Origin of the sequence: Methylobacterium sp. HMF5984 (assembly GCF_045033435.1) — a bacterium.
In the GTDB taxonomy this organism is placed as follows: Bacteria; Pseudomonadota; Alphaproteobacteria; order Rhizobiales; family Beijerinckiaceae; genus Methylobacterium.
Genome location: NZ_JBJFLN010000005.1, coordinates 1 through 25,358, shown reverse-complemented (window position 1 = coordinate 25,358; position 25,358 = coordinate 1). Strand labels below are relative to the sequence as shown.

Here is a 25,358-nt window from a genome sequence, read left to right as displayed (position 1 = left end):
GCTCAATCGAGCTGCACCGATCGATTGTAGAAGGTTATTTATCTTACTTCTCGCGCCAGGCTTTGGCGACCTGGTCGGCGAGCGGCTTCATCAGGTAGCTCATCACGGAGCGCTCGCCGATCTGGAGGAAGGCTTCGACCGGCATGCCAGGCACGAGCTGGACCTCGCCCAGGCGCTCGCGCTGGGTCTCGGGCACGCGGATGCGGGCGGTGTAGTAGCTCTGTCCGGTCTTGGGATCGGTCGAGACGTCGGCCGAGACGCGGCTCACCGTGCCGTCGATCTCGGGCGTGGTGCGGCTGTTGAAGGCGGAGAACCGCAGCACCGCACGCTGCTCGCGGCGCACGCTGTCGATGTCCTGGGGCGGGATCTTGACCTCGACGGCGAGCTGGTCGGCCGTGGGCACGATCAGCATCGCCGGCTCGGACGGCGTCACCAGCCCGCCCACGGTGTGGACCGTCATCTGGTGGACGGTGCCGTCCTGCGGGCTGCGCAGGTCGATGCGCTTGAGCTGGTCCTCGGCCGCGACCCGCTTCTCGCGCAGCTCCGAGCGCTTGCCGCGGATCTCGGCGAGGTCCTTGCCGACCTCGGTGCGCATGTCGCCGTCGACCTGCAGGATCTGCAGCTCGGTCTCGGTGATCTTGCCCTTGGCCGAGGCGGTCTGCGCGACGAGCTGGCCGCGCTCGCCCTGGAGCCGGGCGGTCTCGCGCTCGAGCGCCGTGACGCGCGAGAGCGGCACCAGGTTCTTGGCGTAGAGCTCGCGCACCCCCGTCAGCTCGGTGAGGATCAGCGCGATCTCGCGCTCCTTGGCGTTGGCCTGCTGGGTCAGGCCGCCGATCTCCTGGCGCAGCTGCTCGATGCGCTCGGAGAGCTGCGCCTTCTGCCCGGCGCGGCCGGCGCGGCGGGCGGCGAACAGGCGGGTCTCGCCGTCGACGAGGCGGGCGACCGAGGGGTCGGCGTCCCGGCGGCCCAGCAGCTCGGCGGGGAAGGCGATCGTCGGGGCGTCGTCGCGCTCGGCCTCGTCGCGGGCATGGCGCGCGTCGAGCTCGTCCAGCGCCCGCAGCACGATGTCGAGGTTGGCCCGGGTCTGCGTCTCGTCGAGGCGGATCAGCACGTCGCCGGCCTTGACCCGGTCGCCCTCGCGCACGCGCAGCTCCCCGACCACCCCGCCGGTGGGGTGCTGCACCTTCTTGACGTCGGACTCGACCACGAGCTGGCCCGGCGCGATCACCGCGCCGGCGATCTCGGTGAAGGTGGCCCAGCCGCCGACGCCGACCACCAGCACGGTGCCGAGCCCCAGGCTCAGCGCGAGGTGGCGCCGGATCGAGGCCCGGGCGCGGGGGCGCGGCGGCAGGGGGGCGGCCGGGACGGCGGCGATCGGGCCTGCGAGGATCACGGGGTCGGCCATGGTCAGGCGCTTTCCTGCAGGGTCGGCTTCGCGGGCCCTTGCGCGGGCAGCCCCGCCGGGGCCGGTTCGGGGGCGGCGCGCAGCACGCGCTTGAACACCTCGTCCTTCGGGCCGAAGGCCTGGGCGCGGCCGTCGGCCATCATCAGCACGAGGTCGAGCGCGGCCAGGGCCGAGGGGCGGTGGGCCACGACGATGCAGATGCCGCCCCGCGCCCGCACGCCGAGGATCGCCCGGGTCAGCGCGTTCTCGCCCTCGGCATCGAGGTTGGCGTTGGGCTCGTCGAGGATCACCAGGAACGGATCGCCGTAGAGCGCCCGCGCCAGGCCGATGCGCTGGCGCTGGCCGGAGGACAGGCCCGCTCCGCCCTCGCCGATCCGGGTGTCGTAGCCGTCGGTCAGCCGCAGCACCATCTCGTGGATGCCCGCCGCTTGCGCCGCCGCGATCACCGCCTCGGCCGAGGCCGCCGGGTCGAAGCGGGCGATGTTCTCGCCGATGGTGCCCGCGAACAGCTCCGCCTCCTGCGGCAGGTAGCCGAGATGGGGGCCGAGGTCGGCCGGTTCCCACTGGTCGAGGGCCGCCCCGTCGAGGCGCACCTTGCCGCGCAGGGGCGGCCACACGCCGATCAGCGCGCGGATCAGGCTCGACTTGCCGGAGGCCGAGGGGCCGATCACCCCGAGGCCCTGCCCGGCCTTCAGCGCGAAGCTGACCTCGCCGACCACCGGACGCTGCGAGCCGGGCGGGGCGATCGTGACCGCCTCCACCGTCAGCGTCCGCGACGGCGCCGGCAGGCCGTGGCGCGGCTGCCCGGCCGGGATGCGCGCGAGCAGGTCCGAGAGCCGGGCCCAGCTCTGGCGCGCCTGGACGAAGCCCTTCCAGTTGGCGATGGCGAGTTCCGCCGGGGCCAGCGCCCGCGACACCAGGATCGAGCTCGCGATGATGATGCCGGCGGTGGCCTGGCCCTGGATCACCAGCCAGGCGCCGAGCGCCAGCACGCCCGATTGCAGCGCCATGCGGAACACCTTCGACACGGCGCCGAGGCCCCCGGCCACGTCGGCGTTGCGCTGCTGGGCGTCCATGTAGTCGCGGTTGGCCCCGGCCCAGCGCGCCTGGAAGCGACCCTGCATGCCGAGCGCGGCGAGCACCTCGGCGTTGCGGCGCCCGGCCTCCGCCAGGCCGTTGCGGCGCAGGCCGTGCCCGGTGGCGGCCTGGGCCGGCCTGCGGGTGGCGCGGTCGGTCAGCCACGTCACCGCCGCGAGGAAGAGGGCGCCGCAGAGCGCGGCGACGCCGATCAGCGGGTGGAACAGGAAGCAGACGGCCAGGTAGATCGGCAGCCACGGCAGGTCGAAGAACGCCGACGGGCCGGTGCCCGACAGGAACGCGCGGATCTGGTCGAGGTCGCGCAGCGGCAGCAGCCCGTCGCCGGGGGCGGCCCCCTTGAGCGGCGCGCGCACCACGAGGTCGAACACGCGGCCCGACAGCGCCTCGTCGAGCGCCGCCCCGACGCGGGCGAGGATGCGCGAGCGGATCGCCTCGAGCGCCCCCTGGAACGCGTACAGCGTCAGCGCCAGCGCCATCAGCCCGATCAGCGTCGGCACCGAACGGCTCGGGATCACCCGGTCGTAGACCTCCAGCATGAAGAATGAGCCGGTGAGGTACAGCACGTTCACCACGCCGCTCATCACCGCGACGCCGACGAACGCCGTCCGGCAGCGAGCTATAGCACTCGCAAGTTCCGTAGAACCCCTATGGGTCCTCATCGGTCTCCCTCCCTAGCCATAAAGATTTTAACCAGCTGGCACAAACACTAGCTTTATAAATTAATAACATTATTACCAAAAGATTAATATTTTCCTCTTATGATCCGCCCCTACGCGAAGGTCCAAGAGTAAAGTTAGAGCGTGGTTGGCCTAAAGTTGACCCCTGACTCTGACACAGCAAACTGGTCCAGGCTGAGAGTAAGTTCTTCGGGCATTCTGGATCCTGAAGGAGGGTGGATGCCGTGCCTCTCAAACGCTTCACAAACGAACAGATCGCTTTCGCCCTATTGCGACGAGAGGGCGGGAAGGTGACGCGACCGAGACCGATGACGAGTCCGCTGGACCTTCGGAACGGACGGCTACACCGAAGTGCCGCCGCGGCTCTCGTCCTCGGATTCATGCCTCGGTGAGACGCCGTCGCCGCTGGGCGGCTTCCGTGCGGCTTTCGCCCCCTGTTCTGCAAAACCGGCGATAGGCTCGCTTGGACTGCAGCCTGATCCTTCCAAGGCCACTAAACCTGACGCTTCCCGCGCTCACTTCGGGCGTCATCCTCAGCGGCCGGAATACCCATTAGGACACGCAAAGGATTCGTTCGCACCATGCGGATTTTTCCAAATACCGGTCCGCAACCGATGCAGACCGCATAAGTCCACCGAGCCCATAGATTTTCGTTCTGTCGATCAACGGCTTGCTGTCTGATTCGAGCTTTCTCTATCAATGCTCGGATCTCTGCGGCCTTTCCTTCACTGGTGGCATTCCGCTGCCTATCTGTAATTGATTGATCATGAGCTTCTTGCGCCACAATAGGCGTTATAGCCAAGATCGGCATACCGAAAACGAGAAGCCAAAACTTCATAATTCTCTCCTGTTTACTACTCTTCCGTCTCAAATCAGATGGTGAGACGTAGCCAAGAGTGAGAAAGTTTCAGGACTAGCAAAAAAATTAGCTGTGCAGTCCCGAGGTGAGATGGGTTGGATTGTATCTCAAGCGGTCTGGATTGTCTGCCCAGGCCCGGCAGATCGCTTCATACGGAGTAAGGCCGCGTAGGGTCTTGAGCCGCCGAGCGAAGCTGTAGGCATCCAGGAAGGCGGCGAGGTGTTCCCGCAGCTGATCGTAGGTGTCGTAATGGTAGCGCTTGACCGTCGCCTCCTTGAGGGTCCGGTTCATGCGCTCGACCTGGCCATTGGTCCACGGGTGGTTTGGCTTGGTGAGCCGATGCTCAATGTCGTGCGCCCGGCAGATCTGGTTGAAGCGGTTGACGCGGTACAGGGCAGTCGGACCGCGACGGTTCTTAGGCAGCTCGGCGAACTGGATGCCGTTGTCGGTCAGGATGATGTGCAGGCGGTAAGGACAAGCCTCAATGAGCGCCTCCACAAAGGCGCAGGCCACGGGCCGATCAGCGCGTTCGTGCAGCTGGGCGAAGGCGTATTTGGACGTCCTGTCGATGGCCACCCAGAGGTACAGCTTGCCTTCGCCGGTGCGAACCTCCGCGATGTCGATGTGGACGAAGCCGATCGGGTCGCCCTTGAACGCTTGCTTGCCGGGCTTATCGCCGCCGACCTCGGGTAACCGGCTGATTCCATGGCGTTGCAGGCAGCGATGCAGCGACGAGCGGGTTAGGTGCGGGATGGTGGCCTGCAGCGCGTAGAGGCAGTCGTCGAGCGGCAAGAGGGTGTGCCGGCGGAAGGCGACGATCACCGCCTCTTCCTCGGTCGTGAGCACGGTAGAGTGCGGCGTCTTCGGTCCCATCGCCGCGTCATGAACGAAGGCTCGCTTACGCCACTTCGCGACTGTCTTGGGGTTCAGTCCGTGCTGGGCGGCAAGATCTTTGAGCGGAGCTTTCGATCGCTGTAGCGCTGCTCTGACCGCGTGCGTGGTCGTGGCGCAGCCGTGAAGAACCCGTCCCATAACGCCTCCCGGAATGCAGCGACCTCAGCGAAACTGATGCCACCACACCTCGGGACTGCACAGCTAAACCCGCATCTCTACGAGAAGGACTGCGTGACGTTGGTCGATATCATTCTCGGCCGCATCTCGGGTACTCTTGCGGCTTGTGATCGTATAGAAATCCGCGGGTTCGAGTCCTTCGCAGTGAGAGAACAGCCAATTCGGCAGGGGCGCAACCCGAGAACAGAGGCCCGGATCGTGGTGCCGGCCAAGACGGTGCTTGCCTTCAAAGCCGGCAAGGAGCTGCGGGATCGGCTAAACCCCGAGGTAGCCCTACGCTGAGACAGCGTTTCAGTGACTGCGCGCTGCGGGCCCGTTGGCAGCGATCCAGTCGGGTGAGAGGACGTGGCCTTCTCTCATGGTAAGCATGGCGTGATGTAGGCCATCTTTGTTCCGACACCAGTAATCCAAGCTTGGACGGTCTTCGCAACGAACTGCGGCCCGTTATCCGAACGGATATGGCTAGGTACGCCGCGCAGGATGAACAGAGCCGACAGCACCGAGGAACAGCCGAGATGCACAGCGGCTTCACCCTACCTCTGGCTACGTACTCGTGCGGGAGGCGACAGACTGGTACCGCAACCCTTCTTCGAGCATGGTCCAACGCAACTATGAGTTGCAAACGAGGATGCCATGCTTGTACTCACATTAACCGCCCTACTCGGTGGGGTAGCAACGGCTGCCTGGATGGCTGATTACGGAGCGATCGCTGTTATCTTGACAATGCCATTGGGGGGAAGCCTAGCTGCAATGGCCGCCGTCATCCTGTTGATGCTTCGTGATAAAGCGACCAAGAGGGAAAGAGAGGCTTTGACCCTTCCCAGACTAGTCCGCCCTCATCGCTAAAAACGAGAAGTTGGTTTCAGATGTTCGGTGGGGCTCTGACGGTTGCGGTTGACACACGCGCCTAGGGCCTATCGTCGCCTGAACGGATTGGCTAGACTTGCGTTTTCATCTCTCTGAGTAAGAACGCCATCGCGGCGGTGGAAGCGGTGGCCGACGAGGAACGGGGTCGGCGGCGACGGTAGAGCTGACGACGTATCGCTCATCCTTCAGCAACTTGTCTGGTGCACTGCGGTAGGCGCTGCACCAGCGGCCAGCAGATCTGCCCGATCCGCTGTGGCGGTCCTGTATGCCCCTTCATACAGGGCCGCATACTACATTCCAGCCGACAAGCCGCCCTCGGGCCTTCACGACCCGCCGTCGTGCGCACACTGGGCTGCCTGTCAGCGTTCGCGACCGCCGCCGGCGCACATGCGTCGAGAGGCCAGCCGTGTATCAGACCATCAGCCGCTCCGCAGCACTGGTTCAAGGTGTCTGCTTCTTATTAGGCTCGATGGTGAACTCGCTCGCGATCGTGTCGTAGACGCGTGTCAGCCACTCCTCGGCGACCCGTGCCCGTTCCTCACCCGCCTTCACCTTCTCGTCGGCGGCCTTCAGCAAGGCGTCGGCACGGCTCTGAATTTCAGCAGTGCGCGCCTCAGCAGCCCGAACCCGCTCGGCGGCATTGCGGACATCATCGCGGACGCGGTCGAGCACCTTCTGAACGCGCAGTTCTTGTTCTTGAGCCTGAGCCTCGATTTCGCGAGCATGGTTGGCCGCATGCCGAACCTGTTCGATCAGCTTCGACCAATCCTTTGGTGAAGAGAGTGGCGTCGGCAGCGATCCGCCGCTGATGTTTTCAACGGGCTCAACAAGCCGAACCACCTTTGCTGGACTTTCCTTAGGGGTAGGATCTTCGACAGGAGCGTCTAGGGCTGACAAGCTCTGCCAGAGGTACTTTGTTGCTGTGTCCATGGCCCCTCCTCCTCTAAAGGCACTTGAGGCCTAATTCGATCGAAGGCCTTCGGTTAACGATTTGGTTAGGTGTACTACCATTCAATTAACGGCTCAGCGACGGACTTGTGCAGGCGAAACTAGAAACGGAGAAGGTGTTTCCCAAACGGCACACTAACCACTTATGCCTTACTCAAAATAGGTTTCGCAATTTGTAGTTGTTTAGAATGCAACATGAGTTCATTCAGGACTGTTTTCATCAACGGTGGCCATGGAGTGTCGTATTCTTTGAGCAATTGTGCCGCAAGGATTAGAGCTGTAACCTTCTCGGCCGCGATAAGGTGTTTCACGACTTAGGCATATCTGACACGTGCAGCGAGCGCCGAGCCTAAGCGCTGGATTTCAGCGACTTTCGCCGAGAGGTCATCTTGTGTTGTCGCAACGGTCGGTTTGTCGTCAATTTCCATTCTTCTACGACACGGTTCAACCTCGCTCTCGGATGTCAAATCCGGCTCTACCGCCTGCGTCATCCGCCAACCTTCGGCAGCTTTCCTGTCTTCCCCGACCCCCTAAATTCACAGGGTAAGGAACAGAAGTACTCGTGCGGGTCGCGGATTTAACCCCACCCCCTGGTCGCGGCGCTATGGCACCATGCTCACCGGATCGGGCGACCCGCATCCAGGCAAGCCATTCCCTTGAGACGATCCGAACCACGTTGGTGTCGTTGCGGAAGCGGGCGAGCCGTCGTTCCTCCACTGTGATCAGCCCGAGCACTCTGGCTTGACGAAGGGCAGCCTTTGCCGTTGATCGCGAGACGCCTGCCGCTGCAGCGACGTGCTCGTGACAGAGCCGGCAGTCGCCCCGCTTCGCTACTTCCACCGCGACCACCGCCAATACTGCCTGTTCGGCCAGGGTGAACCGTGCGGCGAGGCCCGGAGGAAGCCGCCCAGAAGCCGCCCAGCGGCGACGGCGTTCCATTGAGGCATCCGTGCGCGGACGAGAGCCCACGGCCTTCCTGAGCCTCGCCACAGGGGCCGGGGCGATCGATCGAAGCTCGATCAGCCCGGACAGCGCCTCGGCCTCAGCCTCGGACAGGTGCCCTTCCCCGAACGCCTTCCACAGCGCAGCCGTGACGGCCGGCAACGCGGCGCGCGGGGCCGCCTCCGCCTGTCGGCGGATCTCATAGGCGTAGTCCATCGCTCACGGTCCCCTACGGGCCGCGGTCCAGGGTCCAGGCAAAGCCTTCCCGTTGACGAAAACACGTTCCGTCTTGACTCCCGAGGGAATCATGTGGCTTGTGGGGAGCAACGACGCCGGGCCCACAAAGCCCCAGGTTTTCGACGGCCTCACCCTGCCAGGGGTGGGGCCGTTGGCTTTTCAGGGTCTATCTCGCGGCTGTGATCTCTCCTGATGCCGGCTCACGACTCATCTGAGCGCGAGGGCCGGAATGGTTCATCTCGACCGGGGCACATGGTCAAGTCAACGCTACTCCTGCGTTTGACACCTCGGCATAAGCTCCCGATCCCTCAGAACGCCCCGTAGGCGCCCGCGAACAGATCCCCGACCGCCTCGGCGCTGCATGAGAGTCGCCCGCCGTCTCCGGTGATGCTCGGGGCCGTCGTGCAGGATGTGACAGCTCTGACACCAAGCGGCGAGGTTGCGGGCATTGTTCACACTGGTGTCGTGGTTTCGGTGCGCGGTGGCGAGGTAGACGCGAGTCTGGCGCACGGCACCCGCGATCTCCGCCGCCGCCGGCTGTGTCGCGAGCTGCCGGCCGCGGTCGCAGCGCCAGCGCCCAGAGTCCTTGTCCCACCACCGGCCGGCGCCAAGGTGCAGGACGACCCGGCCGTGCGGGCGTCCGCATTGCTCGCAATGCCCCTTAGCGCGGACGAACCGGATCTCGTGCGAGAGCTGCGGCCAATCAATCGGGTAGAAGAAGCGGTGCTCAGGGCGGATCGGCATGGGAGATCTCGGGCCGGACCAGCTGCTTAAACCTCACCGTATCGAGAGCCGGACGGATCGCCTACCCCTTCGGTCGTTTGCACATATGGCGTCTCGCCCGTGAGCTAACTTGGGCAGGTCCCCTCAAGAAAATCTGGCCAATCACGCTGATGGGTCAAGGCCCAAAAAACCAAATGGTTTTTTGCCCAAGAGAGCGCTCGGGTTAAGGCTTTCTTGACCGTTGGCGCTCTTCCTCAATAGGGTACGGGGGCACACGCTCAGAAGGGGACTAGAGCAATGGCGGTCGTGAGCGTTTGCTCGACCAAAGGCGGCGTCGGAAAGACGACTTTGGTCATCTGCTTGGCCGACGCCTTCGCGCGCCAGGGTGGCAGCATCGCGGTGATCGATGCCGATCCGAACGGGCACGTCGCATCCTGGCGAGAACGGGCCGGAGAGGATTGCACCGTTGAGGTGATCAGTGGCGTCACAGAGAAGACGGTCCTCGACCGGATCTCGGATGCCGCATCGCGCTATGCCCTCGTGCTGGTAGACCTAGAAGGCGCGGCGTCACAGTCCGTCACCTACGCGATCGCCGAGAGCGACCTTGTCCTGATCCCGAGCAAGGTGTCTGGGATGGACCTTCAGGAGGTGTTCCGCACCTACGAGGTGGTTCAACGGGCCGAGAAAATGTTGCGGCGGCCGATCCCGGCACGCGTGGTCCTCACGCAGATGTCGCCCCTGCAAAGCCGCGTGGCACAGCACGCGCGCCAGGAGATCCAGAGTGCGACCATCCCCGTCCTGAGGACGGAGATCATCCAACGCGCAGCCTACCAGAGCATCCACTTCACCGGTGCCACTCCTGCCCACCCTGACGGCGATCCGAAGGCGTTGCAGGAGGTGGCAGGCGTCCTCGGCGAATTGCTCGAAGTCCTCGCCAACCAGCACCAGGCGGCATGATCGACATGACGAAGCCCGCATTCCAACCCGCCCCCCGTCCCCGGCCTCGCACCAGCCCGGAGGAGGCCCAGCAGCTTGCCGCCTCCGCTAGTGACCTAGGGTTCAGTCGCGCGTCGAGCGCTCCCGAGACTGCCTCCGCCGAGGCGCTGGTCCCTGAGCCCATCAGCACAAAGGCTCAAGCCCCCAAAATCCCCATTGCCCCTCTGAAAGGGTCCGCCCTCAAATTTGAAGTGCCCGATGAGGTTTGGACGGCGCTGCGCCAGGAAGCACTGAACCGCCGTGTGACGGTGAAATACCTCGTCCTCGAAGCGCTGGCAGCCAAGGGTTACAACGTCGACCTGTCAGCCGTGCCCGAGGATGGGAGGCGCATCCGATGATCGAGGCAGCCGTACTCATAGCGATCACCGCGGCTCTCAGCGCCGCAGCGGCCGGGGCGATCAGCGGGCCGAATGCGGAGTGAGGGAAGGCGGGACGGCTCCCGACATCCCCCTGCTCGAACTCGCCACGGAGAATGCCGAGCTGCGCCTTCAGCTCGCGGAGGCGCAGGATCAGCTCATCGAGATGGCTGTCGACGCCGGCGAGCTGCAAGCTCTTATCGAGGGCTTGCAAGCCGAGCTATCTGAGGCGCGGGCGGAGCGAGACGCACTGCGAGTCCGGTCGACGCGCGTCGCTTCGTAGAACGGGTTAGCGACCCTGCTGAGGCCCCGGCTGCTGTGCCTAGCGTGCGGCCTTGCTCATTGGCGAGATGCCGGCCGACGGCGCACCCACCGAGAGCCCCCAGGACACCGTGGCCCGCGTAGCGACCTGCAATCCCGCCGAGGATCGCGCCCTTGATGCAGCCCTTCGCCTCTAGCCCCGTGCTGAGTGCATGACAGAAAGGCCCATTGTAGCGACAACGAACAAGCGCTTCATGACGACTGCACCCCTTCAGTGGTCTGAACGGCGAGATCTTCTAAACACTCAGAGAAGCGCAGGTCGTCATCGAAAGCTGGCGACGTCACTACAACGGCGTGCGCCCGCATGCATCACTGAGATACCGGCCGCCGGCCCCGGAGGTGTTCGTGCCAGCCTTCTCCGCTTGGCCGGCTGCGCTCGCCCGACCAGCTCCGCCGGCCAAGCTACTCGTGGCGGAGCGGCCCACCGTGTACTAACTTTACTTTTGGACCACCTCGTGGGGCCGATCAGATTGCGATCCGTTTTTGAGACGAAGAGTCAGTCTATAACAAAAACCGCACTATTAACCGAACATAATGTCACTTAGTGATGGTTTCATAGCGATGGTGGAGCGTAGAATTTATGACGGATTGTGGTACAACAGCTCGGCCGTTTTGGGGGCATCAGTCCATCTGTCACGCAATCGCTCGTTTGCGTGACAGACACGAACGGGGGATTGCCGTAGCTCGGCGGCTCCTGGACCCTCAATCGTCATCCCGCCTCACGACGCGTGGCCCATCACACCCGCACAGGATCGCGACCTCATGCTGCTCGGCTACATGCGTGTGTCAAAGGCCGACGGCTCGCAGACCACCGATCTCCAGCGTGATGCCCTGCTCACCGCCGGTGTCGAACTCGATCGGTTCTACGAAGACTTCGCATCAGGCAAACGCGACAGCCGCCCTGGACTCGACGCTTGCCTCAAGGCCCTGCGTGAAGGCGATACCCTCGCAATCTGGAAGCTCGATCGCCTCGGCCGCGACCTGCGCCACCTCGTCAACACCGTCCACGATCTCACCAAGCGCGGCGTCGGGCTCAAGGTGCTCACGGGGCAGGGTGCCAACATCGACACGACCACCGCCAATGGCCGGCTGGTGTTTGGGATCTTCGCAGCGTTGGCAGAATTTGAGCGTGAGCTCATCATCGAGCGCACCAAGGCCGGGCTCGCCTCAGCACGAGCCCGAGGCCGCAATGGTGGGCGTAAGCCGAAGATGACCCCGGCCAAACTTCGGCTGGCACAAGCCGCCATGGGCCAGCCCGAGACCAAGGTCGCCGACCTCTGTATCGAACTCGGGATCACCCGTCAGACCCTCTACCGACACGTCGATCCCAAAGGTCAGCTTAGAGCCGATGCCCTCAAAATCTTAGGTAGAAAAAGTATCTAATTGAAATTTTGTCTTGATGTATAAAAGTACTATTCACCGATTAATTCATAAATCGAATTGTTATATCTATAACAAAATTACTGTTTTCTATGAATATATCATTGATTGACCTGTACGTCTATTCAAACGAGTCAAATTGGCCATGCTGACTCCTTGCAGATACAAGAGCATCATTCGAAGTAAAAATCTAACCGATAATGTTTCCATCCAGATGGTTGCCGGTATAAGCTACCCACGTTGTCTCATGCCAGTTCGCATCAAAGACCTCATGGGTCGAGCCAAAAGACTGACCTGAGATGTTGTGCGTATCGATTTCGGCATGAGTAAAATTCCAGGCATTGTCATAGAATCCTTTAAGAATTCGGTTGCCATCTTGTGTAACTTCGGTGACTTCAGCGGAAGTCTGCTGGTAATTCCTGTCAAAATGCTGATTAATGGTCTTGCCAGGAGCATCCTTCGTGACAATTTCCGCGCCCGTACGTTGCCAGTTGAAGTCGAAGCTGTCGGTCACCACGCGGTTGGCTTCCGTGGTCACCACCTCGTAGCCCTGAGCTACCGTATGGGTGACCGATGTCGAAGCAGGTGTGCTGTTCTGCAGGTTGAACGCGAAGGTATCGGAGCCGATGTTGCCGGCCGCATCCGTCTGGCTGGCCAGGATGGTATGCGCACCGAGCTTCAGGCTCGTGGGCGTGAAGTTCCAGTGGCCGGTGCTGTCGGCGATGACGGAACCCAGCGTGGTCGTGCCCTCGCTCAGCGTCACCTTCGCTCCAGCCTCTGCCGTGCCGGTCAGGGCTGGGTTGGTGGTGATCTTGTCCGTGCCCGAGGTACCCGTGTCCTGGACCAGACCAAGCTTCACTAAGGGCGCGACGGTGTCGACGACCATGCGGTTACCGGCCGATACCGCTCCACTCTTGTTGCCCGCGTTGTCGATCGCCACAGCGGTGAAGTTGTGCGTGCCGTCCGTCAGCTTGGCTGCAGTAAACACCCAGCTGCCATTGCTGCTCTGGGTCGCTGCCCCAAGATCGCGCCCATTGTCGTAGATCTCGACTGAGCGCATGCCGAAGATGCTATCGGAGCCCTTCACGGTGACGGTGTTGGAGGTCTTGTTCGTCAGCCCTGATACGCTTTCCGACACGCTAAGGAGTGGTGCAATGGTGTCGACGGTGTAGCTGATGCTGCTGCTCTTGCCGGTGCCTGCCGCGTTGGTATCGCTGGTAGTGATCTGGTGGGTGCCCTGCTGGTTCAGCAGCGAGACGTTGGCGCTCCACTTGCCATCGGCCTGAACGAGGGCGGTTCCGATCTCGGTGGCGCCATCCAGCACATGCACGGTCGTGCCGGCGTCGCTCAGGCCCACGGTACCAGCCAGCTTGACCGCCAGCGTGTTCGTCAGACCACCCGACGACGTGATCGCAACCGTCGGGGCCGTAAGGGGTGAGGAGGTAGCTGCGCCCTGAAGGCTGCTGATAGCGCTCTTGTAGGCAGCACCTGCGGTGGCGTTTGCGCCCGTGCTCAGCTTGCCACTGTAGTCGGCGTTTGAGTCCCAGTAGTTCTCGTAGACCATGTTGTGGTCGGCCATCCACTTGGTCATGGCCTGGACGTAGGGAGCAGCGTTGTCGCTGGCGACACCCCATTCGGAGATGGCGGTGGCCTTGCCGTGGGCTGCGGCGAAATCCTGCTGCCACTGCAGGCCGTAGGCGCGGGTGACCTCACCCTTGAACCCCTTGGCGGCATCGGTGCCGTCCCACTGGGTGCTGTAGTAGACGTCGGTGCCGATCACATCGACGTACTTGTCGCCCGGATACGCCTTCTCCGGGTTCATGTTGCCACCATCGTTGGTGGTGTCCCACACGAACTTGAACTTGTCCGAGACCGAGCGGAAGGTGTCGACAAGGTTCTGGAAGGACTTAATGAACGCGGCCTCGTGGCCGTTGGCGGCCCAGGGCATCCAGGAGCCGTTGAACTCCCAGCCGACGCGCACGTAGATGTTGCCGTCGCTGCTGGCCTTGGTCTGCGCCAGAGCCTGTGCAGCCTTGAGGAAGTGGTCGTTGAAATCGCCCGTGGCGACCTGCTCGAGCGAGGTGCCCCAGACCGTCAGCGGCACCGACCAGATGTTAGAGGCGGCGGTGTTCTTCCACAGGCTCGTGGCCCAGCCAATCGAGCTGTCGAACGCCTTCCAGCTGTCGTTGTTGAGGTAGGTCAACACGTTGCCCGGCGTGCTCCCTACCCACTTGGAGTACGAAGCAAAATCGGCCGGGTTGGTCCCGACGTACACACCCGTCTGCGTCATGCCTGTCCCCCGACAGAAATCCTTGGTCAAAAATTCGCAGGCAAAGCTAATACCACTCCAAAGGGACGATTTTGTGGCTTATCGGACACACTTGTTATGTCATTAAGTATAATTATAGGCGCTTATTATATTTTAGAAATATAATATTGTTCTATAAATTATAAGGTATCAATTATTTTTCTCGTTTCGCTGGCGTAATTGTATTTATATTTTCTGAAGTATAAGCATAGATTTTATTGTAAAACCAATGTCATATTTTCAATAAATTTTGTCGCTAGTACCAATACAACATACGCCTGTAAAAGAACATCAATTTTTTTGACATAGGTAGTAATCGAACTATCGCTGAAGATTTTTTGCTAGACCTTTCATCATTCTGACGAACGTCCATAGACATCCTCGACGCGGATGATGTCGTCCTCGCCGGTATAGGAGCCGACCTGGACCTCGATCAGCTCGAGCGGGATCTTGCCGGGGTTGGTCAGGCGGTGCAGCGAGCCGATCGGCAGGTACACCGCCTCGTTCTCGTGCACGAGGACCAGGCGCTCGCCCAGCGTCACCTCCGCCGTGCCCTTCACCACCACCCAGTGCTCGGCGCGGTGATGGTGCTTCTGCAGCGACAGGCGCCCGCCCGGCGTCACCATGATGCGCTTGACCTGGAAGCGCTCGCCGATGTCGACGCGCTGGTACCAGCCCCAGGGCCGGTACATCCGCCGGTGCGCGTCGGCCTCCGGATGGGCCCGGGCCCGCAGCACCCCGACCAGCTCCTTGACCCGGCCCGACTGCGCCTTCGAGGCGACCAGCACCGCATCGGGGGTCGCCACCACCACCACGTCGTCGAGGCCGACCACCGTGGTCAGCCCCTCGCCCTCGCTGTGCACCAGGCTGTTGCGCGTGCCCAGGAGCTCGACCCGGCCGCGCACCGCGTTGCCGGCGGCGTCCTGCGGCAGCACCTGCCAGACCGCGTCCCAGGTGCCGACGTCCGACCACGGGAACGACACCGGCAGCACGCCGGCGCGCGTCGTGCGCTCCATCACCGCGTAGTCGATCGAGATCTTGGGCGCCTGCCCGAACGCCGCCGCGTCCAGGCGGACGAAGTCGAGGTCGGTGGTGGCAGCCTCCAGCGCCGCCCGGGCGGCGGCCAGCACCGCGGGGGCGTACGCCTCCAGCTCCGTCAGCATCAGGTCGGCGCGGAACAGGAAGTAGCCCGAGTTCCACAGGGCGCCCTCTGCGATCAGGTCTTCCGCCCCGCGCGCATCCGGCTTCTCGACGAAGCGCTCTACCGCGAAGGCGCCCTCGGCCTCCGGCAGCGCCCCCCCGCGGCGGATGTAGCCGTAATCGGTCGCCGGGCGCGTCGGCTCGATGCCGAGCGTCATGGTGTAGCCGGCCCGCGCGCCGACCGCCGCCGTGCGCACGGCGGCGGCGAAGGCCGGCACGTCGCCGATCACGTGGTCGGCGGCCATGATCAGCACCACCGCCTCCGGGTCGGCCTTGGCCGCGTGCAAGGCCGCCACCGCCACGGCGGCGGCCGAGTCGCGCCCCTCCGGCTCCAGGATGATGTCGGCGGACATCCCGGCCTGGGCCAGCTGCTCGGCCACGATGAAGCGCGACTCGGCCGCCGCGATCACCGCCGGCCGGGCGAAGACCGCCGCGTCGCCCACCCGCCGCGCGGTGGCCTGGAACGTCGATTCCGACGCGTCCACCAGCCGCGCGAACTGCTTCGGCATGCTCTCGCGCGATACCGGCCACAGCCGCGTGCCCGAGCCGCCGCACAAAATGATAGGAACGACGAGAGCAGAAGGATGAGCCATTCGGCAGGGAGGCCTTTTCGAGAAATCTTAGCCGACAGGATAGCTAGAACTGAACGTTATCAGGTGTACTACTTTTGGCATTCTATAAATATAGACTACGTATCGCCAAGCTAAATGACTAAAAAATGCGTCATTTTTGCTTAAACACTATGCAAGATGATGATGCTTTAAATGATTGATTTTTTCTGCAGCATCAAACATCGATTGCGCAAGCTCGAGAAGGGTATGCCCTTTTTGCGTTAGATGACATGCCGAAACACCCGCCGAACCAGCACAGATCAAACGCTGGTTGAGCGTTTCTTCAAGTTTAAGTACGCGGCGGGCCACGGTAGAATGATGCACATCGAGCCGCTTGGCCGCGGCTCGGATCGATCCCGCTTGCGTTACAACCAAGAAGAGACGGATATCTTCCCAATCAAGCTGTTCCAGATCGCGCGGCTTCTTTGGCATGCGCCAGATCTCACTGTCAGCGGCCGTCCGGTGAGCGGACGCCGTACCAGAGGTCCTTGACCTGGTCGTAGTGGACCTTGGCGCTGTAGACCGCCACCGGCACCGCGGTGTAGCGCACCGTCAGCCGGCCGATCGCCTGGACCACGCCGTAGGAGAAGATCACCCGGTCGCGCTGGGCGGTGATCAGGTTCACGCGGGCGTTGAGCAGTTCCTGCTGCGCGTTGAGCACGTCGAGGGTCGTGCGCTGACCGACGCGGGCTTCCTCGCGGACGCCGTTCAGCGCGACCTCGTTGGCCTGGACCTGGGCCTGGGCGGCGATCACCTGTGCCTTGGCGGCCTCGAGCCGGCCCCAGAAGTCGACCACCTGCGCGCGGACCTGATCGCGGACGAGGTCGGCCTGGATGCGGGTCTGGCCGACGACTTCCTTCTGCTGGCGGATCTGCGCGTATTCCTGGCCGCCCTGGTACAGCGGGATCGTCACCCGCCCGACGATCGACGCCGACACGAAGTTGTCGCCGGGGAAGGTCTGGTCGTAGCGCTGCTGCACGCTGCCCTGCAGGCCGACGGTCGGATACAGCGCGGCCTCGAGCACCTTGACCTGCGCCTCGGCCGCGTCGACCGCGTGCAGCGCCGAGAGGATCTGCGGATGCTCCTGCAGGCCGATCGCGATCGCCGAATCGAGGTTGGCCGGCACGTAGCGGTCGAGCGGGCGGCCCGGGGCGAGCTGGCGCGGCTCGACGCCGATGTTCTGGCGATAGGTGCCGATGCTGGTGCGCAGGGCCGATTCCGCGACGCTGACCTGCGAGCGGGCGCCGGCGAGGCGCGCCTCGGCCTGGGCGACGTCGGTGCGGGTGACCTCGCCGACGTTGAAGCGGTCGCGGGTCTGGCGGAGCTGCTCCTCCAGCACCTCGACGTTGTTGCGGTTCAGCTCCAGCGTCGCGGTGTTGCTGAGCACGTTCATGTAGGACTGCACGCCGCCGTACAGCACCGACATCTCGGTGGAGCGCAGGCTTTCGCGCTGGCTGTAGACGTTCGACTCGGCGCGGCGGGTGTTGTTGTCGGTCTGGAACCCGTTGAACAATGTCTGGTTGACGGTGAGGCCCGCACCGCCCGGCGTCGTCGTCTGCGCGAGCTGCGCTCCGGAGACGCGGCCTTCGAGGTACTGGGAGCCGATGTCGGCGCTGATGCTGGCGGTCGGGCGATAGCCGGACTTCGCGATCGCGACGCCCTCGTCGGTCGCGCGGACGCCGGCGCGGCTGGAGTTGAGCTGCGGGTTGCCGCCGTAGGCCTTGGCGAGCGCCGATTCCAGCGTCTCGGACGCCGCCGGACCCACCACAGCCAAGCCGGCGGCGACGGCGAAGCCGGCCATCCGGAATGCGCGGCAGGCCGCAGGTTTGTCTTGTGTCACGTCGATCAGCCCTTGCGGTGTCTCGATGACCGGATCCCCGTCTCACCCAAAAGACGGACACAGCGCCCGTTTCGCGCCTCTCCAGCCAAGCCCGCCCTGGCGTGACCTTATCGCACTCCACCCTTTCTAAACGGTGCCCCCACCTGCCAAGCCTTTGAATCCCAAGCGATGCGATATAAAAGCGACACTCTGCCTTGAACGAATAATTCGATCGGGCAAAAAAGCAGCCCCGCCATTGAGATCACACCCGCCCCGACTCTGACCGTTTGGCTCGGTCAGACCCTGAGTTGGACAGGCAGAAACGCTCTATCACCGGTTCACGTCACGTAATGTGCCATCCCTGATCGACGGAGCCAACGATATGGGCCTGAGCTTCAGCGCTTTGTGTGATTGCAACGGCCACATCCGCTCGTGTCGACCCGTGAGTTAAAGCTGTGGTCCATATTTGCAGACCAGCTGCTTCAGCATGCCGACCGAGGGCATCGATGTAGAGGTCATCCACATACGATGCATCCGACGGGGCAACGTATTTCTGCTGGAATTCCGCGGATCCTGAGAAGGCATGCGCTATGTCGGCTCGACTAAGGGCATGGTTGTTCAACAGCTGAGACCAAGCCGCCAAGCCGTTGCTCTCACCGGTTCGGCCTAGTGCGTGTTCATACAGTCCTTCGACGTAAGTTGCATTACTTGCGCCGAGGTACTTCGACTGAAATTCGAACGAGTCAGTGAATCCGTTGATGACTTTGGCGCGGTCCATGCCATGAGCAAGATTGCTGTTCCATGCTAGCAAACCAGTGACATCCCCGGCCCGGCCAAGTGTTTGACTATATAGCATGTCAACGTAATTTGCGTCGGTCAGGCCGGTCGTATGAACTTTATATTCATCTGATGCCAGGAATGCTCGAGCGATGTCCGTTGCATCAAGTGATCCAACAAACGTCAGATTGAGCATAGAACGCAGTGCGACTCATGATATTAGGAATCTTCCTTGGGCTCATCCAGCCAGTCTCTGCTTCGAGCCGCGATGACGCGCTTAAGTACTATGCAAAGGTCGCTGCTGCATCGCTCTTTGCAGAAGCTCAATGCCCAAAATTCCGAGTGTTGGCTGGACAATTGACAACGCTGCGGATGGCAACATCGATATCTCTCAGCGAAGAGCCCATTATCGAGGATAAACTTCGCAAATGGTCTGCAGAGGTCCGACGAGCATACGTGCGGAACGGATCAGAAGGCTGGTGCTCGGAGGTGTACGATCTGCTTGGACCATCCGGAACAATGAAGAAAGGAGTTTTGTCGAAATAAGCGATGTCGACGGTGTCCGACCTTCGTCCGGCTTGCTTTAGGACGAGTAGTCCCTTTCAGCAATCGTATCCAAGGTGAAACGACAAGCCGATCGCACGGACAATATCAAAGATAGTCTATCTCTAATCTGAAAAAATAGTGCAAAATATATTTCTAAAAATCATCTAGTATAGAATATTGCCTATTGACCCTGCTGCTCTATACGACCAAAATCGACTTTATACTTAGCTGAAGCGGCATTCGCTGCAGCTTGCGACTTACGTCGAGCAATTACTGCCGCATAGCGACGAGCACGGATAAGCTTTGCCAGCCGACGGCGGGCAAGAATTTGTGCGTACCTACGCGGAATGCGCTGGTTCGTTGCTGCAAGCGTTCGATCAACGATTGGCGTTGAAGGTCGCCTTGCTGTCGGCAAAGCAGATGCCAAATACTTGGCTGTCGTACGCGAGGATCTTTCTAGAACGGCAATGGGATCAACCAGTGCGGAGAAGCTCTTAGGGGATCGACGCGACCCCACCGGCCTTGGATCGCATCCGTCACAAATTGACCCGCTCAGCGTGCGAAACCCACGCTCCTCAGCCTGCCACTTCTCACGTAACGTTGCCGCTGGCGAAGCCTCAGGCAGCAAGGCCAGCGCAGCAAACACCAACGTCGCGCCGACGATGTGCGCATGAATTTTCACCGGCAACCTCGGCAGCATGACATCGGCATGAGCGCTTCGTGCATTCTCTGGGCCAGCCCAAAATGACACATTTTCCGATGAGGCCACGTTAGCTCAGCCACGTGGCGACCGCATGGCCATCTGAAATCATCGCTCTGGCAAACATCTAAAAACTGGCTCTGCCTCACAATGTCAGCTACGGCGGAGGGCAAAATTCACACCTGCATGCTGTTTGTATCATGCGGAGCCAATCATAGCCACTCGATGCAGGGGCTGCCTTGACAAGCGATTTTGGCCAAAATCAGGTTATGACCACCATAGACTTCGGATCAACTACGAGGCTGCAGCTTGCAGCGTTGACCCTCTCGCCCGCGGTTCTGAGTCCGTGATGGGAGCCGCGCTCCAACGAGTTCGACGGTGGGGCCAAGCATTTCTTGAGTCGCTCGCGGCAGCATCGGATCACAAAACCCTCTGGTTTGCCTCTATCTTTACCGCACTATTTTTGCATGCCGCATTTGTCATATCTTTCGTTGCAGTGTCTGTCTCGGAAGACGATGATGCAACGACAGTCAAGAGTCACGAAATTAGTATAGAATTCAATATTGCCTCATATGAAGCGGCCGAAGCAATCCGTTCTTCGCAATCCGTTGATGAAAATACCAATAATAATTTAGATAAAAGATTAGTCGAATCGCCAGTTATATCTTCGTCTGAAACGAAATACCCAGTCGAAGCAAGCTCTAAAGATGTCGAGCCAGACGCTCAGTCGGATGGTATGGGGCTGGACTCGAGAAAAGACGCGCCTCCGCGGGAAGGATTTCATTTTCAGGACTCAAATACTCCTGCTCAGGCTGCGGTAGATGCAACGGCCTCAAACGCACAAGCGCAGAATGCGCAACAGACGGAGGAGCGCATACGGAAGACGTGGGAGAAGCAGCTTGTTGTCCACCTCGCTCGCTACCGCAGTTACCCGACCATAGCAGTCAATCAGAACGCGCAGGTCACGCTTAGCTTTGTTCTAGACCGGAGCGGTCATGTCGTGAGTGCTACGGTCGCCAGGAGTTCCGGAGAAGCAGCTATCGACCAAGCGGCACTGACTATGATGCAAAGGGCCGATCCAGTACCGGCTCCGCCAGCTTCCGTAGCAGCCAAAGGCCTGAACTTTAGCCTACCAATTGTTTTCACATTGAACACAAGCAAAAGAAAAACGCTTCGAAAATCCGAGTAAGCATTAATTATATTGCAGCATCTTAATCTTTTCGAGCTATCGTGATGAGTCTCTTGTGATTGAGCCGATAACACTTGCCAAGGCTGAGCGGCGGTATCGCTGGCGTACGATCCGATCGATCCTATGGCGGCATCAGAACAATACTACGTCGCGGCAATGCCCAGGGAGATGGCCCCTACCACCAAACGCAGCCAATCTTCATCCGCTGGGCATCATGACGGGACCCCCGCGGCTTTTGGCGCGGTCTGAAAGCCAAATGCTGCGCGGGAAGCAAAATAGTTTTATTTTCTCTCGCCAAGCGACGAGAAATGTCATTATTGTTCCTGAACCCGCCGGTGTGTGACCGCGTTGGTGGGCTCTTAATTGTTCTCGTGCACGGTGGTCTGCGGGACGCTATGGGATCGTGATCATGCACTGGGCTGCCGTCGGCCTTGCCGCTTATGCCATCGGCTTCCTCGAGTTTTGGCGTCTGTGTCAGGACGCCCCGTTGATGCAAGAGGATCCCGTGTCGAACGCGCCGTCACCACGCTAGGTCCCGTACCAACCCAGCAGCCAGATCAGCGCCCAGCCGATCGCGCCGATCCACCCAATGACGACCATCAGCACCATCATCAGGATCAGGATCGAGCCGAAACGATCGAACAAGCGCCGGCCGATCCCGACTTTCTGAACGGGAAGCGGCGGATCCCTTGTCTCGTTTTGCAATAAACTCACGGCTCAGCCCTCTGTTTCGGACTGAGTAGCAATCGACGCTGCCAAATTGTTCCATCGCGAGCCCAATCGTTGCAGAGCGTTTACAGGGCTGCACGATCTAGGAATGTCCCCATAAGGTCAGGCTTTACAATTTACGTTGCTCGCCGCGTTTCCGGCTTGGAGTCCGTCGGCATGCGGTCTTTGCTCCGCACTTCAAACGTTCGACGCCGCTGCCCGGCCGCGATAAAGCGACCAAGGAACAGGCCGAGGGGGAGCGATACCGCGAACCAGCCGCCGAGAAGGCGCAAAGCCTTCCTCATGCGTCCTCCGACAGGGTAAATCCGTCAGACAAATACCCCTCCGGTGGTGGCAAAAACGTCCGAAGGGATTCAGAAGCGCCGAATGCCGGTCGCAATACGCCGGGCAATCCAGCCTGCACTCCACTGCCAAACCCTGTCCGGCACCCCGTAGACGTGCCGTGCCACCGCGATGCTGCTCGCCAGCACCCAGAACACACCAGCCAAGGCATGCAGCCACAGGCCAGGAGCCTCGTCAGGCTCGGCATAGTCGTACCAAAGCGGGTCGTTCTCGTCCAAAGCTGATCCCTCCGCAGCGCAAACCCAGCGTGCCGCGAGGGTCTTAGCAAATCATTTACCAACCCGCTTGTCACCACCCGTGCGTGGCAGAACAGCCCGTCTCAGGCGATCTCCACACACCATGATGAGGTGGATCAGGTTTCGTTGCGCATCGGGCGCATGAGTGCGCCGAGCAGGAAAGCCAGCTGCGCACAGATCAGAAGCGTCAGGCCCCGGCGAACGCACGCAGCAGGGCTCAAGTGGAAGCTATAGACGCCATAAGCCACCTCGAGGGCGACGATCGGGACAAACACCACAGCCAGCCAGATCGAGCCAAATCGGCCCAACCCCAGGCCGAGCAGGGCATTCAGCAGCAAGGCCTTCATCACCTGTCTCCGCCGGCTGATGACAGCCAGGCCGGCGTCCTACCCTGCCCAGGATTGCCGCAGCAATGCCGCCCGTGCTGGTGGGGTCAGCGACTGCCGCGTTGAGCCAGGACCGCCGGGATCGTGCGCAGCATGATGGCGATGTCGCGACCCAGCCCCCAATGCGTGGCGTAATCGAGATCCAGCGCCACCCGCTCGGCATACGAACAATCGCTGCGCCCCGACACCTGCCACAGACCCGTGACCCCAGGCGTGACCGAGAAGCAGGTGGCAAAAGCAGAGCCATAGCGCTCGACCTCGGCCTGAACGATCGGACGGGGGCCAACCAGGCTCATCTCGCCCAGCAGCACGTTCACGAGCTGGGGCAGTTCGTCGAGGCTGGTCTTGCGCAGCACCAAACCCAGCGGCGTCACGCGCGGATCGTTGGCGAGCTTGTGCGTTTCGTCCCATTCCCGCTGGGCGGCCGGATTGGCAGCCAGGTGGGCCCGCAGCACTGCATCACCGTCCGGAACCATTGAGCGGAACTTGAGGCACCCGAAACGGCGGCCCTTTCGCCCGATCCGCATGTGACGAAAGATCGGAGCCTTGCCGTCTCCGGCCCAGACGAGCAAGCCAAGCAGCAGGAGCAACGGCAACAGGAGGAACAGCGCCGTGCCGGCCACGCCGATATCGAGGCTGCGCTTGCCCAGCCGTTCCAGACGCCGTGCCTTTCCGAGTGGCAGCACTGCCTGTGTGACCACCTCGCTCAGATGCTGCGGTGCAACGGCCGTGGAGGAAGACGGATGGCCGGCCTCACGCAGCATGGTCACTCTCCTGGGGCGCGCAGGTGCACAGGGTTAAAAGAACATTAATGCAAACTCCATACCGCGACACTTGCCGCTACACAAGCGTGACCGTAGGAGATAAAACGCTTCGAAATCGATCTTTCCTCTATGTAAGTCCTCAGATATCTACAGTATCATACCGTTATCAGAATAAGATATGGATGTATAACAGCAAAATTTGTCGGAGAGATTGTCATAAAACCATATAACGCAGTAGTTAGGAGCTAAACGCGTGCTGATCGTTCTCTTGTGCGGCGCGATAAGTATGGCCGCGCTTGGGCTCTGGATCGGCCTGAGTTGGGGATGGGTCGGCGGATTGCTCGGCGCGCAACTCGGAGCCACCCTCGGCATCCTCCTCGCCGCATCCTTCAAGCTGCGCCGCTAAAACTACCGAGACCTCAAAGAGCCTCGTAGAACTAGACGCCCGTTAGCCAAACGTTGACCCTCAGCGCTGGAAAAGCTCGCCCATGGGTCCAGTCTGCTCGTCAGGATCCATGCGTTTAACCGCACGAGCAGGGATAGCGTGGGACGAAAGTGGGGCCGGCTGAACCCGCCGGCCTGGAGACGTCCGCCGTGACCCCGTCCGTCAGCCCTTCGGATGCCGAACCCCGTCGCATCCTGCACGTGTTCCGCGCGCCCGTCGGAGGCCTGTTCCGCCACGTGGTCGACCTCGCACGGCTCCAGGCCGCGGCCGGCCACCGCGTCGGGATCGTGTGCGACGCGACCACCGGCGGCGAGCGCGCCGTCCAGGCGCTGGCCGATCTCGCGCCCTGCCTCGCCCTCGGCGTCACCCGGATCCCGATGCGGCGCAACCCGCACCCGTCCGACCTCGCCTGCCTGCGCGCGGTGGCGGCCCGGGCCGAGACTGTTGCCGCCGACGTCCTGCACGGGCACGGCGCCAAGGGCGGCGTCTACGCCCGCCTCGCGTCCGTCCCCGGCAGCCGCAGCGTGATCCGCGCCTACACCCCGCACGGCGGCAGCTACAACTATCGGCCCGGCAGCCCGTTGCACCGGCTCTACATGGGCGCCGAGAGCCTCCTCGCCCGCCGCACCGACGTGTTCCTGTTCGAGAGCGAGTTCGTCGCCGGGCGCCATCGCACCTATGTCGGCATCCACGGCCGCGTCAGCCGCATCGTCCACAACGGCCTGAGCGAGGCCGAGTTCGCGCCCGTGACGCTGGCGGCCGACCCGTTCGACCTGCTCTACGTGGGCGAGCTGCGCGAGGCCAAGGGCCTGCCGATCCTGCTTCAGGCCCTGGCCCTGCTGCGCGCCGAGGGCCGGAGCGTCCGCCTGCTGATGGTTGGATCCGGTGCCGATGCCGGGCTGCTCCAGGCCAAGGCCGAGACCCTCGGCCTCGCCGGCGCCATCGCCTTCGAGCCGGCCCAGAACATCCGCTCGGTGCTGGCGCGCGGACGGATCATGGTGGTGCCGTCCTTCGCCGAGTCCCTCCCCTACGTCGTGCTCGAGGCCGCCGCGGCCGCTCAGCCCTTGGTCGCCACCGATGTCGGCGGCATCCCCGAGATCTTCGGCTCGGCCGCGGGCGATCTCGTCCCGGCCCGCGATCCGATCGCGCTGCAGCGGGCGATCGCCCGCGTCCTCGACGAAGCGCCCGAGAGCCGCGCCGCCCGCTTCCGGGCCCTGAGCGACTCGGTGCGCCAGCGCTTCTCGATGGAGCAGATGGGCGCCGACGTGCTCGCTGCATACGCCGCCGCCTTCCGCGCCCAACGCCAGGACGCCGCTGCCAAACCAGAACACAGCACAACGGCTCGAATGGTGGGAACCGAGCAATAAGCCCCTCAATCTCGGTGATCTGCTCAAGCTCGCCGAGCACGGCCTTGACCGTAGATACG

The 25,358-nt window shown here is 62.1% G+C and carries 20 protein-coding genes and 3 pseudogenes; 8 read left to right on the top strand and 15 right to left on the bottom strand.

Annotated features, from left to right (window positions below; genetic code table 11):
- Window positions 1–43: 43 nt before the first annotated feature.
- From ACFZ8E_RS27470 to ACFZ8E_RS27460, 3 genes are all read right to left on the bottom strand, one after another.
- Window positions 44–1,405: an HlyD family type I secretion periplasmic adaptor subunit gene (locus ACFZ8E_RS27470; protein ID WP_147844513.1), complete on the bottom strand. Its 1,362-nt coding sequence runs from the start codon at window positions 1,403–1,405 to the stop codon at window positions 44–46.
- Window positions 1,406–1,407: 2 nt separating this feature from the next.
- Window positions 1,408–3,162 carry a type I secretion system permease/ATPase gene (locus ACFZ8E_RS27465; protein WP_405044621.1) on the bottom strand — a complete coding sequence of 585 codons (1,755 nt, stop codon included), beginning with the start codon at window positions 3,160–3,162 and terminating at the stop codon, window positions 1,408–1,410.
- A 943-nt stretch (window positions 3,163–4,105) separates the two neighbouring features.
- A complete protein-coding gene (locus ACFZ8E_RS27460) occupies window positions 4,106–5,071 on the bottom strand; it encodes an IS481 family transposase (RefSeq protein WP_405044620.1) in 966 nt (321 codons plus the stop codon).
- Between the two features lie 36 nt (window positions 5,072–5,107).
- On the opposite strand from ACFZ8E_RS27460, the gene ACFZ8E_RS27455 reads away from it, so the two are divergent.
- The gene (locus tag ACFZ8E_RS27455; RefSeq protein WP_405044619.1) at window positions 5,108–5,392 is read left to right on the top strand and encodes an HU family DNA-binding protein; all 285 of its coding nucleotides are present in this window, start codon (window positions 5,108–5,110) and stop codon (window positions 5,390–5,392) included.
- A gap of 77 nt (window positions 5,393–5,469) precedes the next feature.
- Here the strand turns inward: ACFZ8E_RS27455 and ACFZ8E_RS27450 are convergent.
- The 3 genes and pseudogenes from ACFZ8E_RS27450 to ACFZ8E_RS27440 form a co-directional block, all read right to left on the bottom strand.
- A pseudogene (locus tag ACFZ8E_RS27450) lies at window positions 5,470–5,610 on the bottom strand (IS3 family transposase); the annotation flags it as partial.
- 808 nt (window positions 5,611–6,418) lie between these two features.
- The gene (locus ACFZ8E_RS27445; RefSeq protein ID WP_405044618.1) at window positions 6,419–6,907 is read right to left on the bottom strand and encodes a hypothetical protein; all 489 of its coding nucleotides are present in this window, start codon (window positions 6,905–6,907) and stop codon (window positions 6,419–6,421) included.
- 1,505 nt (window positions 6,908–8,412) lie between these two features.
- Window positions 8,413–8,848 (bottom strand): annotated as a pseudogene (locus ACFZ8E_RS27440) (hypothetical protein).
- 276 nt (window positions 8,849–9,124) lie between these two features.
- Here ACFZ8E_RS27440 and ACFZ8E_RS27435 point away from each other — a divergent pair.
- The 4 genes and pseudogenes from ACFZ8E_RS27435 to ACFZ8E_RS27420 all read left to right on the top strand — a co-directional run bounded on the left by ACFZ8E_RS27435 (window position 9,125) and on the right by ACFZ8E_RS27420 (window position 11,883).
- Window positions 9,125–9,784, top strand: coding sequence for an AAA family ATPase (locus ACFZ8E_RS27435; RefSeq protein WP_405044617.1), 660 nt, complete (start codon window positions 9,125–9,127; stop codon window positions 9,782–9,784).
- Window positions 9,781–10,161, top strand: a complete 381-nt coding sequence (locus ACFZ8E_RS27430; RefSeq protein WP_405044616.1) for a hypothetical protein — start codon at window positions 9,781–9,783, stop codon at window positions 10,159–10,161. Before ACFZ8E_RS27435 ends, ACFZ8E_RS27430 begins: the two co-directional genes overlap by 4 nt.
- 558 nt (window positions 10,162–10,719) lie before the next feature.
- A pseudogene (locus ACFZ8E_RS27425) lies at window positions 10,720–10,935 on the top strand (integrase core domain-containing protein); the annotation flags it as partial.
- 327 nt (window positions 10,936–11,262) lie between these two features.
- Window positions 11,263–11,883 carry a recombinase family protein gene (locus ACFZ8E_RS27420; RefSeq protein WP_405044615.1) on the top strand — a complete coding sequence of 207 codons (621 nt, stop codon included), beginning with the start codon at window positions 11,263–11,265 and terminating at the stop codon, window positions 11,881–11,883.
- Window positions 11,884–12,070: 187 nt separating this feature from the next.
- Here the strand turns inward: ACFZ8E_RS27420 and ACFZ8E_RS27415 are convergent, their stop codons facing one another.
- The 6 genes from ACFZ8E_RS27415 to ACFZ8E_RS27390 form a co-directional block, all read right to left on the bottom strand.
- The gene (locus ACFZ8E_RS27415; protein ID WP_405044613.1) at window positions 12,071–14,170 is read right to left on the bottom strand and encodes an Ig-like domain-containing protein; all 2,100 of its coding nucleotides are present in this window, start codon (window positions 14,168–14,170) and stop codon (window positions 12,071–12,073) included.
- Window positions 14,171–14,541: 371 nt separating this feature from the next.
- Entirely contained in the window at window positions 14,542–15,981 is a 1,440-nt protein-coding gene (locus tag ACFZ8E_RS27410) for a mannose-1-phosphate guanylyltransferase/mannose-6-phosphate isomerase (RefSeq protein ID WP_405044612.1), read from the bottom strand.
- Between the two features lie 147 nt (window positions 15,982–16,128).
- A complete protein-coding gene (locus tag ACFZ8E_RS27405; RefSeq protein ID WP_405044611.1) occupies window positions 16,129–16,431 on the bottom strand; it encodes a LysR family transcriptional regulator in 303 nt (100 codons plus the stop codon).
- A gap of 16 nt (window positions 16,432–16,447) precedes the next feature.
- Window positions 16,448–17,800, bottom strand: coding sequence for a TolC family outer membrane protein (locus tag ACFZ8E_RS27400; RefSeq protein WP_405044610.1), 1,353 nt, complete (start codon window positions 17,798–17,800; stop codon window positions 16,448–16,450).
- Window positions 17,801–18,161: 361 nt separating this feature from the next.
- A complete protein-coding gene (locus tag ACFZ8E_RS27395) occupies window positions 18,162–18,791 on the bottom strand; it encodes a DUF4214 domain-containing protein (protein ID WP_405044609.1) in 630 nt (209 codons plus the stop codon).
- Window positions 18,792–19,322: 531 nt separating this feature from the next.
- Complete coding sequence (locus ACFZ8E_RS27390; RefSeq protein ID WP_405044608.1) at window positions 19,323–19,823, bottom strand: hypothetical protein; 501 nt, start codon at window positions 19,821–19,823, stop codon at window positions 19,323–19,325.
- A 367-nt stretch (window positions 19,824–20,190) separates the two neighbouring features.
- Between ACFZ8E_RS27390 and ACFZ8E_RS27385 the strand changes: the two genes are divergently transcribed.
- A complete protein-coding gene (locus tag ACFZ8E_RS27385; RefSeq protein WP_405044607.1) occupies window positions 20,191–21,030 on the top strand; it encodes a cell envelope integrity protein TolA in 840 nt (279 codons plus the stop codon).
- 1,082 nt (window positions 21,031–22,112) lie between these two features.
- On the opposite strand, the gene ACFZ8E_RS27380 is transcribed toward ACFZ8E_RS27385, so the two are convergent.
- The 3 genes from ACFZ8E_RS27380 to ACFZ8E_RS27370 all read right to left on the bottom strand — a co-directional run bounded on the left by ACFZ8E_RS27380 (window position 22,113) and on the right by ACFZ8E_RS27370 (window position 23,487).
- Window positions 22,113–22,319, bottom strand: coding sequence for a hypothetical protein (locus ACFZ8E_RS27380; protein ID WP_405043076.1), 207 nt, complete (start codon window positions 22,317–22,319; stop codon window positions 22,113–22,115).
- A gap of 134 nt (window positions 22,320–22,453) precedes the next feature.
- Entirely contained in the window at window positions 22,454–22,684 is a 231-nt protein-coding gene (locus ACFZ8E_RS27375) for a hypothetical protein (RefSeq protein ID WP_243950533.1), read from the bottom strand.
- An 86-nt stretch (window positions 22,685–22,770) separates the two neighbouring features.
- Entirely contained in the window at window positions 22,771–23,487 is a 717-nt protein-coding gene (locus ACFZ8E_RS27370; protein ID WP_405043077.1) for a sugar transferase, read from the bottom strand.
- A gap of 253 nt (window positions 23,488–23,740) precedes the next feature.
- Between ACFZ8E_RS27370 and ACFZ8E_RS27365 the strand changes: the two genes are divergently transcribed.
- Together ACFZ8E_RS27365 and ACFZ8E_RS27360 are read left to right on the top strand one after the other, a co-directional pair.
- A complete protein-coding gene (locus ACFZ8E_RS27365; protein ID WP_405043078.1) occupies window positions 23,741–23,893 on the top strand; it encodes a hypothetical protein in 153 nt (50 codons plus the stop codon).
- A gap of 188 nt (window positions 23,894–24,081) precedes the next feature.
- Window positions 24,082–25,299, top strand: coding sequence for a glycosyltransferase family 4 protein (locus ACFZ8E_RS27360; RefSeq protein WP_405044606.1), 1,218 nt, complete (start codon window positions 24,082–24,084; stop codon window positions 25,297–25,299).
- Window positions 25,300–25,358: the final 59 nt, after the last annotated feature.